Source organism: Halobaculum sp. EA56 (genome assembly GCF_051195075.1).
Classification (GTDB): domain Archaea; phylum Halobacteriota; class Halobacteria; order Halobacteriales; family Haloferacaceae; genus Halobaculum.
This window is the reverse complement of the sequence record NZ_JBNTJX010000011.1, coordinates 1-16,501: the sequence shown is the minus strand read 5'-3', so window position 1 is coordinate 16,501 and position 16,501 is coordinate 1. Positions and strand designations below refer to the sequence as shown.

Annotated in this window: 14 protein-coding genes and 1 pseudogene; 3 read left to right on the top strand and 12 right to left on the bottom strand. The window is 56.0% G+C overall.

The window, feature by feature from the left end:
* Positions 1–83: 83 nt before the first annotated feature.
* The gene (locus ACQUQ1_RS16175) at positions 84–1,706 is read right to left on the bottom strand and encodes a transposase (protein WP_435065351.1); all 1,623 of its coding nucleotides are present in this window, start codon (positions 1,704–1,706) and stop codon (positions 84–86) included.
* 138 nt (positions 1,707–1,844) lie between these two features.
* On the opposite strand from ACQUQ1_RS16175, the gene ACQUQ1_RS16170 reads away from it, so the two are divergent.
* A complete protein-coding gene (locus ACQUQ1_RS16170) occupies positions 1,845–2,543 on the top strand; it encodes a helix-turn-helix domain-containing protein (RefSeq protein ID WP_435065350.1) in 699 nt (232 codons plus the stop codon).
* Between the two features lie 75 nt (positions 2,544–2,618).
* On the top strand, positions 2,619–3,641 hold the full coding sequence (locus ACQUQ1_RS16165; RefSeq protein ID WP_435065349.1) for a threonine ammonia-lyase: 1,023 nt from the start codon (positions 2,619–2,621) through the stop codon (positions 3,639–3,641).
* 793 nt (positions 3,642–4,434) lie between these two features.
* Here ACQUQ1_RS16165 and ACQUQ1_RS16160 read toward each other — a convergent pair.
* The 7 genes from ACQUQ1_RS16160 to ACQUQ1_RS16130 form a co-directional block, all read right to left on the bottom strand.
* On the bottom strand, positions 4,435–5,412 hold the full coding sequence (locus ACQUQ1_RS16160; protein ID WP_435065348.1) for an aldo/keto reductase: 978 nt from the start codon (positions 5,410–5,412) through the stop codon (positions 4,435–4,437).
* Positions 5,413–5,793 carry a cupin domain-containing protein gene (locus ACQUQ1_RS16155; RefSeq protein ID WP_435065347.1) on the bottom strand — a complete coding sequence of 127 codons (381 nt, stop codon included), beginning with the start codon at positions 5,791–5,793 and terminating at the stop codon, positions 5,413–5,415.
* 193 nt (positions 5,794–5,986) lie between these two features.
* Positions 5,987–6,772, bottom strand: coding sequence for a glucose 1-dehydrogenase (locus ACQUQ1_RS16150; RefSeq protein WP_435065346.1), 786 nt, complete (start codon positions 6,770–6,772; stop codon positions 5,987–5,989).
* Positions 6,773–6,831: 59 nt separating this feature from the next.
* On the bottom strand, positions 6,832–7,875 hold the full coding sequence (locus tag ACQUQ1_RS16145) for a zinc-dependent alcohol dehydrogenase family protein (protein ID WP_435065345.1): 1,044 nt from the start codon (positions 7,873–7,875) through the stop codon (positions 6,832–6,834).
* A 153-nt stretch (positions 7,876–8,028) separates the two neighbouring features.
* Positions 8,029–8,793 (bottom strand): SDR family NAD(P)-dependent oxidoreductase, encoded by a 765-nt coding sequence (locus ACQUQ1_RS16140; RefSeq protein WP_435065344.1) that lies wholly within the window; start codon positions 8,791–8,793, stop codon positions 8,029–8,031.
* Between the two features lie 130 nt (positions 8,794–8,923).
* Positions 8,924–9,598, bottom strand: coding sequence for a helix-turn-helix domain-containing protein (locus ACQUQ1_RS16135; protein WP_435065343.1), 675 nt, complete (start codon positions 9,596–9,598; stop codon positions 8,924–8,926).
* Between the two features lie 87 nt (positions 9,599–9,685).
* Positions 9,686–10,450 carry an SDR family oxidoreductase gene (locus ACQUQ1_RS16130; protein ID WP_435065342.1) on the bottom strand — a complete coding sequence of 255 codons (765 nt, stop codon included), beginning with the start codon at positions 10,448–10,450 and terminating at the stop codon, positions 9,686–9,688.
* Positions 10,451–10,820: 370 nt separating this feature from the next.
* Here ACQUQ1_RS16130 and ACQUQ1_RS16125 point away from each other — a divergent pair, with 370 nt between their 5' ends.
* Entirely contained in the window at positions 10,821–11,864 is a 1,044-nt protein-coding gene (locus tag ACQUQ1_RS16125) for a hypothetical protein (RefSeq protein ID WP_435065341.1), read from the top strand.
* A 74-nt stretch (positions 11,865–11,938) separates the two neighbouring features.
* On the opposite strand, the gene ACQUQ1_RS16120 is transcribed toward ACQUQ1_RS16125, so the two are convergent.
* The 4 genes and pseudogenes from ACQUQ1_RS16120 to ACQUQ1_RS16105 form a co-directional block, all read right to left on the bottom strand.
* Positions 11,939–12,346 (bottom strand): hypothetical protein, encoded by a 408-nt coding sequence (locus ACQUQ1_RS16120; protein ID WP_435065340.1) that lies wholly within the window; start codon positions 12,344–12,346, stop codon positions 11,939–11,941.
* Positions 12,343–13,161, bottom strand: a complete 819-nt coding sequence (locus ACQUQ1_RS16115) for a ParA family protein (RefSeq protein WP_142987585.1) — start codon at positions 13,159–13,161, stop codon at positions 12,343–12,345. The genes ACQUQ1_RS16120 and ACQUQ1_RS16115 overlap by 4 nt, the downstream gene beginning before the upstream one ends.
* 394 nt (positions 13,162–13,555) lie before the next feature.
* Entirely contained in the window at positions 13,556–15,997 is a 2,442-nt protein-coding gene (locus ACQUQ1_RS16110) for a DUF262 domain-containing protein (protein ID WP_435065339.1), read from the bottom strand.
* Positions 15,998–16,060: 63 nt separating this feature from the next.
* Positions 16,061–16,501: pseudogene (locus tag ACQUQ1_RS16105) on the bottom strand (hypothetical protein); the annotation flags it as partial.

The window sequence follows — 16,501 nt, the reverse complement described above, 5'->3', positions numbered from 1 at the left end:
GAGCATGGGAAATTGCGCGGATTATTGTGCTCCTACAGAGCGTCGCCACTCCCAAGCGGTGACCACGGTGGAGAATCGGTCACTCAGTCGGGCGGGATCAATGCCGAAACGACGATCTCGACACACTCACCCGCGGTCAGGACCGGCGCATAGTCCATTTCGCCATCGACGCCCGCTTTCAGCAGGAAATCTGTGAGTCGCCAGATATTGTAGAGGAGTACGGCGAACACGAAGTAGAACAGTCGGACGCGGTAGTCTTTTGAGGAGGTCTTCGCGAGGAAATCGCCCTTGATAGATTTGTACTCGTTTTCGATCTGCCAGCGGCGGCTGTAGCGGCGACAGAACGACTCAGCCTCTTCCGGGCCGATTCGGAGATTCGTGGCGAAGACAGTCGTCCCCTCACCACTCGTCGACGGCACGTACAGGAACTGCATCGAGTGACGTCCCGATTCGACGTGAACGGACGCCGATTCAACCGCCACACTTTGTCCATCGGCATCCATCGTCTCGATGACCTCCCGCTCAGTACTGTTGATTCGTGTGGGAACGAGGTAGTTCACGCCGAGATTCGAGAGCGTCTGGTAGACGCGCTTAGAATCGAACTCGCGGTCACACAGCACTGTCTCTATAGGGACGTGTTCTTTCGCTCTTTGAACGAGCTGCCGGACAACACGGTGAACCTGATTCGGGGGATTCCTATCCCACGCTGAGCTTTCCCGAACCGGCTCCACAGCGAGCACGAGCGGGATGTTTTCACCGACAATCGAGAGTGTCGCGAATTTGAACGCCCGCTCTTCCTCTCCCTTCATCCCACTGACCATCGGCATTCCCTCGACGTCGCCGTAGTAAGGGATCGTCGTGATGTCGATTGCTGCGGTCACTGGCCGACGGAACGATGCCTCCGAGGCGATAGCCGAGAGTAATCGGTCGCTCGCCTCATCAAATCCCTTTATTAGTGTTTCCGGCTCAAATTGCTTGATCGCCCGTAGATGCGTGTCCCCGTGCGGACCGTACTCCTCGCCACGACGAAACTGAAACCGAGCGGCACCCTGCGCAGTTCCACACCCAACCATTCCCATGAACGTCTGCAACTCGAAGAATTGCACGTCCTCGTAGGAGGCGTTCTGCGCTCGCCCGGAGTCGAACCCATCGAAACCGTGGTCTCGTGCAAGGCGGGTCGTCCGGCTGATCTGCTCGTCCGAGAACTCAACGCCCCCAAACTCGTCCTGCTCATCGTCTTCAGCTGACTCCAGCTTCGAGTTAGTGACCTCCTCTTTCGGGCGCACTGCCGAGACAGCAGGACCGTGGTCATGGATTTCCTTGACAACAAAGTGGGCGGCGACGGTCACGTACTCACAGACGCCGTCGTCGAAGCGATTTCGCCAAGTGCGAGACAGCACGGACTCGTCGGGGACGTGGTCCAAGCCGAACGGCTCGGCGAGCTCCTGATACGTTTCGAGCGTTCGGTAACTGTCGCCCGTGATCTTCCGGTAAATGAACAGCCTGAGCATTCCCTCGAACGAATCCGGCGCTGGGTGCCACTCCGAATATTTGTCTTTGAGATGCTCCGTGTAGATGGTGACCTCGCTCACCGCAGACCGAAGACACGCTCTATCTCGTAGTATTTTTCTGAGCTCGATTCCGGTCTTGTAGGCCTGGGTCATCCGGCAGGCACGATCCGAGAGTGGATCCAGCGAATTCTGCATATTTATACGACTTCTAAGGTGGCACTCCCTATTGCTGATCTCTGATCGGAGCAATAATGGCTACTGCTGATGTCAACTGTTCTCACCCATTTTCCAGCCGGGCGAAGGAATCTTATGTCTCAATGATGAATTTTGTGTATGGCTGACCGTGCCCAGCCCGAACTGCTCTCGCTGTCGTTCGAGCTCTGGCACCCCGAGTGCTGGGCCCTCCAGGTGACCGCCACCGTCGACTCCGAACTGTTCGCGTACGGGTCACTAACTGACGGGCAAGTCGCTCGCGAACGATACATCGTATCCGGGGACTCTGAGGCCGCCCTCGACCAGACCGTCGGCACGATCCGAGACTCCTCGCTAACGAATACGGTTGCAGAACTGGGAGCGACTCCGGAAGGCCCGGCTATCGGCAGTCACACCCGCGAAATCTTCGTCGAGTTCGATGCCGCCAACAGCATCGACTCCTCGTTCGTCACGCGCGGGTTCGTCTACGACGGGCTCCCGAAGATGGTTGACGGTCACGAAGAGTGGTCGGTGCTGGTCCATGCCTCCCGCCGAGAGGTCCTCGAGACACTGGATACCATTCGGGCCGAGCGAGACGCCGATATCAGCCTCAAACGGATTGCTGGTGTGGAGTCGCCGACGACTCACTCGATGGATGAGCGGGAACGTGACCTATCACCGCGCCAGCAGGAAGCCCTCGCGCTGGCACGTGAGCGGGGTTACTACGAATGGCCGAGGGAGGTGACGGCGGGAGAACTTGCCGCCGAACTCGGTGTGGCGAAAACGACGTTTCTTGAACACCTCCGGCGGGCCGAATCGAAGCTGCTGGACCCTGGCTGAACGATCGCGAATCCTGGGGCCCGACCCCGACTATGTGAGGGGTAGCTTCAGCCCCTTTGAGCACCTACCTCGAGTATGTCACCGCCAACATACCAACGCATTGATTCGCCGGACGAATCTGCGGTCTTTGAGTACCACGACCTAACCCCCCCGACGACCACAGACGTATACCGAGCGCGGCAAACGATCAGCGAGTATCTGCCTCAGACGCCGCTGATCAAAAGTGAGTGGCTCTCCGAAGAGTACGACGCCCAAGTTTACCTGAAACGTGAGGACACTCTCCCGACGGGCTCTTTCAAGATACGTGGTGTGACGAATCTCCTCGCCAATCTGGCCGATGAATTCCGCGATCACGGCGTCATTACGGCAAGCACCGGCAACTACGGGCGAGCGGTGGCACAGGCCGCTCGCTGGTTCGACACTGAGGCGATCGTGGCTGTTCCCGAAGATGCCGGACAGAATCAGATAGATGGGATCGAACGCCTCGATGGCCGCGTCGAAGTGGTGGGCGACAACTACGACGAATCAGCTGAGTGGGCCGAGGATCTGGCTGCCGAAAAGGGTTATCGGTACGTCCATCCCGGCAACGAAAGACTCGTCATCGCTGGCGCAGGCACCGGCGGCCTAGAGATTGCCGAGGACTTACCCGATGTCGACATTGTTCTCGGACCGATTGGCGCTGGCAGCATCGGCGCTGGCTACGCGCTGTCGGTCGGGACGGTCACCGACGCCGACGTGATCGGTGCACAGGCAGCCAACGCGGACGCTGTATACAGGGCATGGCAGACTGGCGAGCCCACTCCGCAAGACGAGGCCGATACCTTCGCGGAGGGCATCGCGGCTCGCGTCCCGTTCGCCCTCCCGCTTGCGGTGATGCGGGAGCAACTGGATGCGATGCACACCGTCAGTGAGGAGGCGATCGTCGAGACAGTCGCCGCAATGTTCGCCGAAGAACGCATCCTGATGGAAGGAGCGTGTGCGCCACCGATCGCCATCTTGGAGGAACTCCGCGACGAGATTGTTGACAGAACGGTCGCGATTCCCGTCACCGGCCGGAACCTCCCTGCGCCGAAGGTCGAGCAGGTGTTGTTGAGCTGACGAGACTACGTGTTCAAAGTGGGCGAGTCACGAGAGGACACGCACGAATCGTTCCGACCTGCCCGAGGCGGGGTTTATGGACCGGAGTGAGGCCAACGCTGAGGCTGTGCGTGACTTTGTGGGGAAGATTCTCGACCAGCTTCTTGTACAATTTGAAGCCGCTGACGACCGGTTACCGTTACCAGCGGACCCGACTGTTCCTTCCGTAGTGATTCCCGATTTCCCACGATGCCAGGACGATCTGCTCTGTGACTTCGAGACAGTCATCGAAGGATCGGCGAATTCCACTCATCATGGGTACTTCGGCCACATGGAAACGATACTGACCACCTCTCACTTTCGAGGTGATAGGGGAGAAGTAGCTTCGAAACTCGACATTTTCGTGTCATTACCGACCTATCGGGATAGCCGGTGACTTCGAGTCGTCATCTTGAATCCATTCACCGGCGGGAAGACTATTCAACAACTCTTCAACGGGATTGATACATTCCTAAACGCCGAGAACGGATAATACATCCGACTTCTAAAAACTGAATATAAGGCACGCATCAAATCCATCCTCCGAGATTGTGTAAGTAAAGACTGCGGCGAGTATAACTGAGACAGATGCACAATTTCGATGGAATTGGTGTGGCAGATGTGCGGAATAGACGTTTTCAGACTATAATATGGACAATTCTATATCTTTGCGATCGGGATCGTAATGAGCGCTTGTTGTGGGTGCCTGCTCAGAAAACCGCTGTAGAACAGATAGATCGTCTCGATATCGTTCGATCGTAATTTGTGTTATCAGTTACTCGTGTGTGGTGACTTCAACTGGTTCGTAGGGTTCTTCGAGGTGCTCTATATCCGAGTTAGACAGGTCGATGTCGAGTGCCTCGACCGCTTGTTCGAGGTGCTCGACGCTCGTCGTTCCGACGATCGGAGCGTCGACGATGTCCTTGTGGAAGTGCCACGCCAGGGCGATCTGGGCCATCGTGACGCCCTTCTCCTCGGCGAGTTCTTCGACTCGTTCGTTTATTTCAATGCCGCCGCCCTCCTCGTAGGGATGGGCGTAGAGCGGGTCGTGTGTCTCCCCACGCTTTGTCGCGTCCATCTCCTCGTGGGGACGCGTGAGGTAGCCGTGAGCGAGTGGCGACCACGGGATCACGCCAATCTCCTCTTTCTCGCAGAGAGGGAGCATTTCGCGCTCCTCCTCCCGATAGGCTAGCGCGTAATGGTTCTGCATCGTCTGGAACCGTTCGAGGCCGAGGCGATCGCTGGTGTGCAACGCCTCCTGAAACTGGTGAGCCCACATAGACGAGGCACCAATGTATCGGACCTGATTGCGGCGTACCGCATCGTCGAGGGCTCGCAGTGTCTCCTCGATCGGGGTGTTGTAGTCCCACCGATGGATTTGATATAGATCAACGGTGTCCATCCCCAACCTGTCCAACGAATGTTCGAGTTCCTGCTCGATAGTCTTCCGTGAAAGCCCCTCGGCGTTCTGGTGCTCCTTTTCGCCCGGGAACCGCACTTTGGTCGCGACGACCTGCTCGTCTCGGTCGTAGTCAGAGAGGACGTTCCCAAGGATCTCTTCGCTCGTGCCGCTGGAGTAGACGTTGGCGGTGTCGAAGAAGTTGATGCCGAGGTCGATCGCTCGCTCGATGATCTCGCGACCGTCTTCCTCGCCGAGAACCCACTCGTCCCATTCGTTCGATCCGAAGCTCATGCACCCGAGACAGATCTTCGAGACCTCCATCCCGGTCGAGCCGAGTGTTGTGTACTCCATTCAGGGAGCCTCCTGAATCTCTAGTTCGCCTTCGTCGGGTTCGGCGAGGAAGTAGACGTGGCTGAACTCAGAGTCGGCATCCTCGCCTGTCCCGTGCCAGTGTTCCTCACCAGGCTCGAAGACGACGATATCCCCCTCCGACACCTCGTGTTCCTCCTCGCGGTTTCCGACCACCCCGATGCCCTTCGTGACGTACAATATCTGGACGCCAGCGTGGGCGTGAAACCTGGTTCGCTCTCCGGGGCGGAAGGTGACCTCTGCGGCGTTGACGGACACTCCGTTGAAGGCGCTCTCGACACCGTCCGAGATAAGCGGCGACCCGACTTGCACCGGGTGGTCCGTTTCTTCTCTGTCGGCCGACGGAACGTTCGTCACGTCCATAGATCGAATAACGACGGCTCGTTGCTTGAGTTCGGCGCTATCTAGAAAGCCCATTTAAGTGCCCCTTCGCTCTCCGGAGCCGTCCTCCAGTGGAAGCGGGTGGTGCCGACCACAGCAGTGATCTAATGATAGCCGGTCATCGAGATTATATGCACAAGATCAGCCTGAGTGGATCATGGCTGGTGAGGGCCCACTACGCCGTCTGGCCACCGTCGACGACCACGGCTTCACCGAGGGCGAATGAAGCAGCATCAGAACATAACCAGAGTACGGCATCGGCGATCTCTTCCGGCCGACCTTTCCGTCCGATCGGCTCTTGGCTGACTGCTTCCTCATGGCCCTCCTCGTCGTCGCCGAAGACGCGATCGATCATCTCGGTGTCGATGATGCCGGGGCACACAGCGTTGATACGGAGATCAGTCTCCGAATACTCCAGCGCTGCCGACCGCGTGAGGCCGACGACGCCGTGTTTCGCGGCGCAATACGCCGCTCCTGGGAACCCCTTCACTCCGGCACCTGAGGAAATGTTGACGATCGCACCGCCCTGCTCTTTGATGAGCGGGATTTCGTACTTCATGGACAAGAAGACCCCGCGTAGATCGGTGTCGACGATCCGATCCCACTCGTCCTCGTCCAGTTCCGCCGTCTTCTCTGGTCCCTGTTCGACGCCAGCATTGTTGCAGGCGTAATCCAGACGCCCAAATTCCTCGATTGCGGCATCCAGCGCCGCCTGGACGTCCTCGGACTCCCGCAAGTCGCATGTTACGGCGAGGGCGTGACTCCCCATCTCCTCGATCAGCTCCGCTGTTTTCTGGTTGCCTACCTCGTCAATATCGGCAACCACGACGTTGGCCCCTTCGCAGGCGAATGCGAGCGCCGTAGCGCGTCCAATGCCGCCTGCCGCACCGGAGACGAACGCCACTTTGTCTTCAAAATCAAATTTCTCGCTCGTCGATACCTGCTCTTGCTTACGTGACATCGTTTGCCCTCGTTTGGTGCGCGTTCGGTTGAACTGTACGTTGGACGTTCATCAGGACGCTACGCATCGAGTTTCACCATGACCTTCACTGCCTCTCGTTCGTCCATCGCCTCGTATCCCTCCGGGACGCCATCGAGATCGACGGTCTTCGTGAAGATCGGCGACGGGTCGAGTGTACCCTGCAGGACGTCAGCCATGAGCTCTTCGGCGTACGCTCGAACAGGTGCGGGGCCACCGGTGAACGAGGCGTTCTTGAAGAACAGTTGCTCGACAAATTCGGAACTCTCGACGTGGGGAACACCGACGTAGCCGATATCGCCACCGGGGCGGACCACTTGCGCGGCCGTCTCCAGCGCTGATTCAGCACCGACACATTCGAGCACGTGGTTCGCGCCGCCGTACGTGAGCTCCTGGATTTCCTCGATCGCTTCAACGCCGCGACTGGAGACGGTCTCTGTCGCGCCGAATTCCTCGGCGAGTTCAAGACGCTCCTCGTGGTGGCCGACCGCAATGATGCGCTCGGCACCGAGGCGTTTCGAGGCAAGGACACCACACAGTCCCACCGCGCCATCGCCGATGACGACGGCTGTATCACCAGCGCCGACATCCGCGCTGACAGCGGCGTGGTGGCCCGTTCCCATCACGTCTGTTAGCGGTAGGAGCGATTCAAGCGTCTCTTCGTCGTTGGCATACCGGTCGGGCACGCGAACGAGCGTCCCGTGGGCCAACGGAACGCGAAGCTTCTCGGCCTGTGCGCCACCGACGCCCAAGCCGTCCCAGAAGCCACCATTGACACAAGAGGTGTGGAGTCCTTTACGACAGAACTCACACTGACCACAGCTGGTCCCAAACGGGGCGAACACCCGATCGCCCGGTTGGACGTGACGGACGTCCGCTCCGACCTCCTCGACGATCCCCATCGGTTCGTGACCGATGGGGGTCCCTTCATCGTACTCATCTTCACCACGGTAGGGCCATAAGTCCGAGCCGCAGATCGCGGTGTGCGTAATGCGGATGACTGCGTCTGTCGGCTCCTCTATTTCCGGGATGGGATGTTCTTCAATACGGACGTCTTCTGGGCCATGGTAGGTTGCTGCCTTCATACGTTGATGCAGCCTCAATTTGAGGCCTGTATCCCATAGATTCGATGCTATGTTGAAAGGGCGTTTAAGTATGAACGAAGACAGAAGCGACAGACACCGGGGAAAACGTTTGAGGAATCACCCCTATGTGGACCGGACGAGCTGAAGGTCTCGTCAGAGCTGTTGATCGGTTGGCCGGATAAGCATCTCATTAACGTTGACGTGTTGGGGTTGGGTCACGGCGTACACAATCGCGCGTGCAATGTCCTCGCTCTGGAGCGGGGTTATTGACTCGAGAAAGCCCTCTTCGACCTGTTCTTTGATTTCGTCGTCCGGGATGTGTTCCTGAAGTTCCGTTTCGACCGCACCGGGTTCGATGATTGTCGTACGAATTCCCTCAGTAGTGACTTCCTGACGGAGGGATTCGGTGAATGCGTTGACACCGAACTTCGTCGCACTGTAGCCCGCGTTATTCGCGTTCGCGTCCCGCCCAGCCGTAGACGAGACGTTGACAATGTGGCCAGCGCCATTTTCCTGTATCACCGGGAGTACGGCGTGGGTGAGGTTCATCAACCCCAGCAGATTGACTTCGACCATCTGCCGGAAGTTCTCACGGTCGGCTCGTTCGACGGGTTCGAGCAACATCACACCGGCGTTGTTTACGAGGATATCGATCGAGTCGAACTCTTCGATAGTGGCTTCGACGAGCGCATCGATATCGTCTTCATCAGTGACATCGGTCTGAACAGGAAGTGCATCACCGCCGTCCGATTCAATTTGGTCGGCCAGCGCTTCAAGTTCGTTCTCGCGGCGGGCAGCGAGGGCAACGCTCGCTCCCCGCGAGGCGAGGCCCTTGGCTGTGGCCTCACCGATTCCGGACGACGCGCCAGTCACAATCGCTACCTGTCCATCAAGTTCTGAACCGAACTCTGCTGACATCACTTCCTTCAAAGCGAGTCGTAACAATGAGTTCAATGCTATCCTGAAAGGGTGTTTAAGTCACTGAAACCAGTGCCCAATTATCTGGCTTCTCAAAGAACTCTTCTTCACCTCTGAAATTTGCAGTTCGTTACTGCGAAAGCACCTCTAACCGTGTCTGAGGACCAACCGTCGCGGAGATAAGCTGGCGTTCGGCGCGATTGAGGAGGTCCGACAGCGAGGGCTGAGAAATATCCAGTTCGTCAGCGAGCTCTCGTGCAGTTGTCTGCCGTGGCTGTTCATAATAGCCACGCGAAAGCGCGAGCGAGAGCGCCTCGTATTGACGCTCCGTCAATCCATACGGTGCCGATTCCTCGGACGGCGAGGAGTCTTGTGTGATCGAAAGAATCTCGACCGAAATGTCTTGCTCCTCACAGCTGGTCTGGAAGGTTTTAAACGCGGGATAGTCCTTGAACACTTTCTGCTCGTACCAGCCCTCGGTGGTGATTCGTATCGCATCGACAAGGCCTGCATCGGGCGTGTCCTCAAACGCTTCTGCGACTGACTCTCTTAACACAGCGGTCAGCTTGAATACCTCTTTGCCTCTCGCATTACCGAGTTCAGTCGCCTCAATTACTTCATCGAGTGCCAAAAGATCCTCTTCAGAGAGGGGTTGGTTGGAGTCTATCTCAACGACAAACATCTGAAGTCCCTGGTCCAGTCCGAGGACGTGTGGGCATTGGACCTCGTTAGCCTGTTCCAATTCGGCGACGCTGACGAGCGGCAGCAAAGACGAACGAAGGTGAACCTCAGCAGTAATCGTCATTGTCTACGAAACATAGACCGGACAGGCTTATCTATTTGTCTGCTTTCCATATTTGGAAGTTCGGTAGTTTCGCCCGCTTCAGTGGAGTTAGGGTTGGACCTGATCGGTGGGCCGGATCAGAACTTCGTTGATATCCACGTGGTTCGGCTGTGTGACGATGAACTCAACCGTTTCGGCGATGTCAGTCGGCTGGAGTGGGCGCATCGACCCTCCGGAGTTCAGAATCTCCTCTTTGATTTCCTCGTCAGCGATGGACTCAGGGAGCTCTGTAGCAACCGAACCAGGCTCAATTGTCGCCACCCGAATACCTTCTGATACAACATCCAGCCGGAGAGAATCGCCGAACATCTTCACACCGGCTTTCGTCGCATTGTAATGTGAGCCGTTCTCTATCGGGATCCGTCCGATGACTGAAGACAGATTGATAATGTGACCGTTCTCTTGCTCCAGCATCGTCGGAATGACGGCGTGCGTGAGTTTAATCAGACCACTGAGATTGACGTCGATAGTCGTCTGAAGTGTCTCGCGATCCGCATCTGCGATATTGATAAGGGGCATCACTCCCGCGTTATTTACGAGAATGTCGATGTGACCGTACTCATCGGTCGTAGTTTCGACTAACTGGTCGATGTCGTCGTCTTCTGTAATATCAGTCGGGACGACGAACGCGTCACCATCATCATTCTCGATATCAGTGGCAAGGTCATTAAGTTCCTCCTCACGCCGAGCAGCGAGGACAACGCTCGCTCCCTGGGAAGCGAGGGTCTTGGCTGTGGCCTCCCCAATCCCGGACGATGCGCCCGTTACAATTGCTACTTGCCCTTCCAGTTCGGAGACGGATTCCGTTGACATCATTAGGGATGATGGCTTGAACGGAGATTAGAATAGTGCTATCAGGAAAGGGTGTTTAAGTCAGAGTCATTTCGACGAAAGATGTGAGGCCTTGATTCAAGCGTAATTACTGATCATCACGCTTATGTGGGGATTTCCCTCGTATTCCTTCTCAGTAGATATCCCATGAATTATGGATCTACCAACCGGCCCGAATGTGACCTCCCCAGTATACAGGAGGTGCCGATTAAGACTCGAGCGTATGCATTGAGAAGGGGAGTCGCAACTTCAGCGGTCCCTGACCCAATAGAGAGCTGAGAACTTTGCCGGCTTAGATTATTTTGGAATTCTGAACAGAATTTCTATAGAGATTGAATGGATACGACAGGCTATGAGCTATGAAGAGATGGAGGAGATAACTCGTGATGAACTCCTGGCAGCCTCCGAGCAGCTGGAAAGGATGTCACTGACGCAATTTGAGGAACTGTTCTCCCCTTTCTTCGAGAAGGAGAATTACAATTCAGACGCGGACGCTTTCGAAATAGCACTTGGACTCGATCGTGATTACGGAATTGAGGCGGTTCGATATACCCACCTGCGGGCGTACGATAATAATCGAAATCCGATCCAAGACGGTCACGAAGGAGAGTTCGAGATTGAGAGAGTAACAACAGGTTCGTGGGATTTGCGGGATGTCGATGACCCATCTCAATCGCTCGGGATGAACATGTTGAACCTTGTCCACCCGGTGAGGGAACCACTGGCTTCTGAACGGCTGATGCAGGGCATATATGAGGCTCTTCTGGCCCTAATGACCAGTTCGTCGCCTTCCACCTACTTCATCAATCCTACGTTAGACGTAGAGCTGTATCAGCACGAAGACCAAGATATCGATGTAACCGAGGTGCATGGAGATCCGTGGGAAGTTCCGGATCTCGAGCCTGATGAGGACAAGCAAATTCAGCGGATGGTTGAAGGAGATTTGGTCGACGTAATTGGTGAGATCAATGCCGCCAATCCAATGAGTGGACTAACGTGCTCGCATTTCTTCGACGAGTGTGAACACGTTGGGGAGCTTCCTGAAGGAAGTACGCACCCGGAGGAAAGAGAGCTTATAGAAAAGCAGCAGCGTCAACATCACCTCGACCCAGGCACTGCTGTTCGGGCTGTAGCTGTGGTGACTCGAAATCAGTACAAAGGTGAACAGGAGGAGTGGGAATTTGAGGATCTTTGGCATGAAGATTGTGGGCCATCCATTGAGGAGTTCGAGTCCGAGTACGCTTCCCGGAAGAGCATTGGAAAGGATGAGGTACTTATTGATGGACGAATCGAACTGGGAGATCTCCAAGATACAGAATTTGGCGAGTATCACGAGATGCACGTCACGGATATCGATATCCTTGCACGAAAGGGGGAATACGCTAACGAGGAGTAGTCAAGAGACTCCAGTCCTAACGTGCCGACTATTTGAATGGCGTCAACGAATTCCTGAATTCCATTCGCCGGAAGCTATTCGTGCCCAAGATTTGAGAGGCGTGCCTGGATTTCCTCAGCATCCGCCTCAGAGAGCGCCTCAACACCGAACTGGACGAGTAGCGGGTAGAAGTGGCGGTTCTTCTTGAACTCGTCCTGGCCCGCCTTGCGGAGCTTCAGCTGGGACTCAAGGTAGGTATCCTCCATCTCGTCGAGGACATCGTCGGGAATGTAGATCGTGCGCCCGTTCCACTCGTCCTTGATGTTCGTCTTCGTTTTGCTCGTTTCGTTCGTTTCACTCGTTGAAGTCGATTCGGTCGTTTCGGTCGATGAACTAGTTTCCACCGTTTCACTCACCTCACTCGTTTCACCGGAATCGACCTCATCGTCCTCCTCTTCGTAATTGCCCTCGATGCCGGAAGCATCGCCCCAGCCGTCGCTCATGCTTTCACCTCCTCAGGCGCGGTCTTCTCGAACGTCTCGTCGAACAGGTCGGCGATCTCGTTGAACAAGTCGCGTGCATCCTCGACGCGCTGGTTCTCCTTGCCGAAGCCGAAGACGGACACCCCCTCGCCGATCGACTGGGAGAGGTCAGTCCGCTTCGGGATCTCGAACACTGGGAGAGAGTACGCCGACTTGATCTCCTCGATAGTGTCGCGATGCTCGGCGTTCTGCTCAACACGGTTACAGACAATCGCGAGCCGATTGATGTCCCCGTACGCCTGTTCGAGGGAGCTCAGCTGCTTTGCGAAAATCTGGAGGCTGTTGGCGTTGAGCTTCTCGGGAATGACAGGGATGACGACGTTGCCGGTCGCGACGAGGGCGTTGTCGGTGAGGACGTTCAGGGATGGCGGCGTGTCGACAATGATGTAGTCGTAGTCCTTGTCGAGCTCGTCGAGAGTCATCTCCAACCGCTCGCGACTCTTCGGCGCCTCAAGCAGCGTCTGGATGTTCTTGTTGTTCGCGAGTTTCTCGCTGGCGGGAAGGATGTCGAATTCCTCGTGCTCGACGATGATGTCGTTCACCGACTCCATCTGGTCGAAGTCGAGGACGTCGAACAGCGTCGTACGGTCGGTATCGTAGTACAGATCGTTGTAGCCAAGCGAGCAGGTGAGCCCGCCGTGGTAGTCGATATCGACCAAGAGGACGTCGTGACCTCGGGCGGCAAGTGCGCCGCCAGTATGAATGACGTCGGTTGTCTTCCCCGCGCCTCCCTTCTGATTCGCCACCGTGATTCGTGCGGTGTTGGTGTCGGTCATTATCTTCGTTTCTCTCGTTGTGTTCGTTTCGTTCGTTTTTCTCGTTTAGTTCGGTGCGTTCGGTGAGGGTGTTTCACTCGGTGAGAGGATTACTACGGTGTTAAAACCAACTGTTCGTTTCGCTCGTTGAACTAATTGCGTTCATTTCTATCACTCAATTCGTTCCGTTCGTTTTGTTCGTTTCTACTACAAGCCAACCAGAGACAAACCAGTTCGTTTGGAGAATCCAATTCATCAACCTCGTTTACTTCATTCCCTTCATTCCATTCGTTTTGTTCGTTCCTTTCGTTTCGGCAAAGGAGGTCGTACCTTCTGTGTGGATGGCGAAGCTGGATAGGATAGTCAGCTGAGAAGGCTTCGACAGGTACTCGCAAAACCGACTTCTCAGAGGGGGTTAAAGCGATCGGACGGACAGACGTTTCTCAAACTCTTGGTCCGTCTTCTCTCGAATTTCGTGGCGTACCTCATCTTGGTCAGATTCAATCCCGAACTCGTCCTCAAACGAATCGAACCCAAGCGTCGACAGAATATCCAAGAGGAGCTCGATTCGTCGATCCTGCAGAGTCTCGTAGGTCCAGAAGGAGTTGAAATACGCCACTACATCGGCGTCCACATTCGAAACGTCACCGCCATCGTGCTGCTCACGGAGTTTGTCGAGGGAGTCGCGATCGACGTTGCCGTATTCGGCCGTGAAATACCGATTGGGGTAGATACTGGCGAAACCGTCGATCTCGGAGTAGTACTGCGTCATCTTCTCGGCGAGTGGCCGATTACTCGCCCCGATATTATCGGTGTCACGGAGCAGGAGGAAGTTCCCGATATCGTCGATGAACCCCTGCGTGATGAACTCCGAGATATTGTCTTTCAGTCGCTCCTCCTCTTCGTCGAGATCAGAGCGCTGCACCAGCTCGATATAGCGTTCGATCTCTGACGCGATCTCGATGTCCGGCTCCGAGTCGAGTTTGAAAAACTCCCGAAGCCACGTCGGGTCTTCCGGGTCGCTGACGGGAGTCTGCGGGAGGACGTGTTCGAGATGGATGTTCCCCATGTTCAGGTCTCGCTCGACGGCACGACTACTGTCGTCGAAGTGATCCTGGGCAATCTTCCCGAAGAGCAGTCGCGCCGTTCCGGTACTCCAGGACTGCGTCTGGACGACCGTATCGACGAACCTGTCGCCGAACAGCGTCGGCGTAGAGGAACGCATCTCGGTGATGAGGTACTCTCGAGAAGCCTCGTATACACTATCTGGAGTGGCGTCGGCAGTTGGTGCGAGATTGAACTCCTCGACGGCCTCGATGAAGACCTCGCGGAAAATACTCGGACGTTCAGAGATGAGGAGGCGTCGCAGGTTGAGTTTCTCGATGGTCTCTAGTACGCGGTGGAACTGTGCTGCATCCCGTTCCGATTCAGGATTGGTGTGATAGTAGAGCGCCAGGACGAATGGCCGCCACTGGTCCATCTGTTGGTTATTGAGGCGAACAAGGATTTCCCGACACTGCTCTCGGTGACTGGCTAACTCAAGATCGTCAGCGGCGAGCTCCGTGGTCGTGATATCTTGATAGTAGTCGACGAGGTCGTGTGCGTAGTCGAGGAAAGCCTTCGCTTCATCAAGATTCCGAAGCCGCGGGACGACATCCGAGTCGATGTTCCGCGTGTCGAAGGCGTTCGTCAGTTCGGCGCTCGCGTCACCAATCCTGTCGATGCCATCGTCGACGATACTCAGATAGATCGAGAGGTAGTCGTCGATGGCATCACCATCGGTTGCGAACGCCACCACGATGTCCTCCCACTTGTCGACGTACTCGTCTTTCACGTCGGTATCGAAGAACGCGTTCACGACCGCCGCCCTGATACGGTCGATCTTCGTCAGATCGACGCCGCGGTCGTTCAAAATCTCGAAGATCTGCATCCGGAAGTCCGACTCCGCCTCTCGAATCAGGTACTCCCCGACGTGGTAGGAGTTGTAGACGTAGTTAAGGATATTCACGAGCGCTCGCACAGTCTCGTCCGGCGTCTCGGCGTCGGCGACGACGCCGCTAATCTTCTCGTCGTAGAACTCGTAAGCGTTCAACAACCGTCGGTGTGAGCGGTACAGTTTGAAGAACGCCCCTGAGGACAGCGAGTCAGTATCCAAGTCCGCGAGTTCATCGTCCGTGGTACCGAACCGGTCCAGACATTCCGAGACTTGTACTGCATCGCTGTTGTTCCCGTGAATGCTGAAGTCGGCCTCGTTCTTGAGGTAGTCCACCTGGGCGGAGGGCCCCATCATGAGGGCTTTGAAAAATTCAGCGTCGTGTTTATTCAGCGTGAGCCGAGGCTCACGTTTGCCGAACATCTCCTCCACATAGAGGATATCGGTGATTCGTCCGATCCCGTAGTCCCGAAACTCCGCCAGGGTATCGTCCTCGATAGAAGCTGGGTCGACGTCCTCGAGGTGCTCCATAAGGACGCGCAACAGCAGGTGTGTCGTCGTCAGGCGCTGTTGGCCGTCGATGACCTCATACACCTGTTTGTCGTCGTTGACCGCGAAGTACATCGAGCTGAAGAACACGTCAGAAACTTCGCGTCGGTCAGCGACCAGGTCGGCATTCACGAACTGCTCGATGTCCGACCAATACTGTTCGTGGTGGATGTTCTTCCACGAGTACAGTCGCTGGTACTCTGGTACGTTGAACTTCTGATCGGTGAGAACCTCCCCCAGAGTCCGTTTCTCCATCTCGAAATTCTCGGCCGTAATCGGCCGAACTACCTTCCCATCACCGACATTCCGGGTATCGAGATCTCTGCCATCGTAGTCGATGTACTTATCATACAAATCGTCAGCCTCGTCCGACATTATTGACTGCTGTTTGTAGTCCGTCCATTTACCGTTGTGGGCGGATTTCCGGGCCGAGTCAGGTCACCCCAGAAGGTTAGCGAGTTCGTGGAGACTCTCTTTGAGATTACGCTTGAACTCGGTAGAGACGGTAATGAACTCGCCATCGTCGCTGTGTTCCTTGTACTTTCCCAGCGAAAGAGCGAGCTCCCCGCTCGGAGTTGCAACGAGCTTGAAGATAACCGAAGTGCTCTGTAAGCCGGTTTCCAGCCACGCCTTTTCGATATCTGCCCATTCGCCAGCGGAGGTATCTGCTGAATCAACCTCGTAAGCCAAGCTGTGAACCTTCCCCCGATTCCGAGAGTGTTCAGTCTGAACTGGAGCGAGCACGTGTTCAGTACCGCGGACCTGCTTCCCGAGCTGAAGCATCGTCCGCCCGTCAGGCGTTTCGGTGAGTTTGAACCACTTCTGGTACGGGTCATACGAGGCACTCAACCACCAGAATCCGAGATCGTTCCAGTCCGA

Coding starts and splice junctions, on each gene's coding strand:
- ACQUQ1_RS16125 (WP_435065341.1), top strand. CDS start 10,821: ATGAGCTATGAAGAGATGGAGGAGATAACTCGTGATGAACTCCTGGCA.
- ACQUQ1_RS16130 (WP_435065342.1), bottom strand. CDS start 10,450: ATGTCAACGGAATCCGTCTCCGAACTGGAAGGGCAAGTAGCAATTGTA.
- ACQUQ1_RS16175 (WP_435065351.1), bottom strand. CDS start 1,706: ATGCAGAATTCGCTGGATCCACTCTCGGATCGTGCCTGCCGGATGACC.
- ACQUQ1_RS16135 (WP_435065343.1), bottom strand. CDS start 9,598: ATGACGATTACTGCTGAGGTTCACCTTCGTTCGTCTTTGCTGCCGCTC.
- ACQUQ1_RS16115 (WP_142987585.1), bottom strand. CDS start 13,161: ATGACCGACACCAACACCGCACGAATCACGGTGGCGAATCAGAAGGGA.
- ACQUQ1_RS16170 (WP_435065350.1), top strand. CDS start 1,845: ATGGCTGACCGTGCCCAGCCCGAACTGCTCTCGCTGTCGTTCGAGCTC.
- ACQUQ1_RS16155 (WP_435065347.1), bottom strand. CDS start 5,793: ATGGACGTGACGAACGTTCCGTCGGCCGACAGAGAAGAAACGGACCAC.
- ACQUQ1_RS16140 (WP_435065344.1), bottom strand. CDS start 8,793: ATGTCAGCAGAGTTCGGTTCAGAACTTGATGGACAGGTAGCGATTGTG.
- ACQUQ1_RS16150 (WP_435065346.1), bottom strand. CDS start 6,772: ATGTCACGTAAGCAAGAGCAGGTATCGACGAGCGAGAAATTTGATTTT.
- ACQUQ1_RS16145 (WP_435065345.1), bottom strand. CDS start 7,875: ATGAAGGCAGCAACCTACCATGGCCCAGAAGACGTCCGTATTGAAGAA.
- ACQUQ1_RS16110 (WP_435065339.1), bottom strand. CDS start 15,997: ATGTCGGACGAGGCTGACGATTTGTATGATAAGTACATCGACTACGAT.
- ACQUQ1_RS16120 (WP_435065340.1), bottom strand. CDS start 12,346: ATGAGCGACGGCTGGGGCGATGCTTCCGGCATCGAGGGCAATTACGAA.
- ACQUQ1_RS16165 (WP_435065349.1), top strand. CDS start 2,619: ATGTCACCGCCAACATACCAACGCATTGATTCGCCGGACGAATCTGCG.
- ACQUQ1_RS16160 (WP_435065348.1), bottom strand. CDS start 5,412: ATGGAGTACACAACACTCGGCTCGACCGGGATGGAGGTCTCGAAGATC.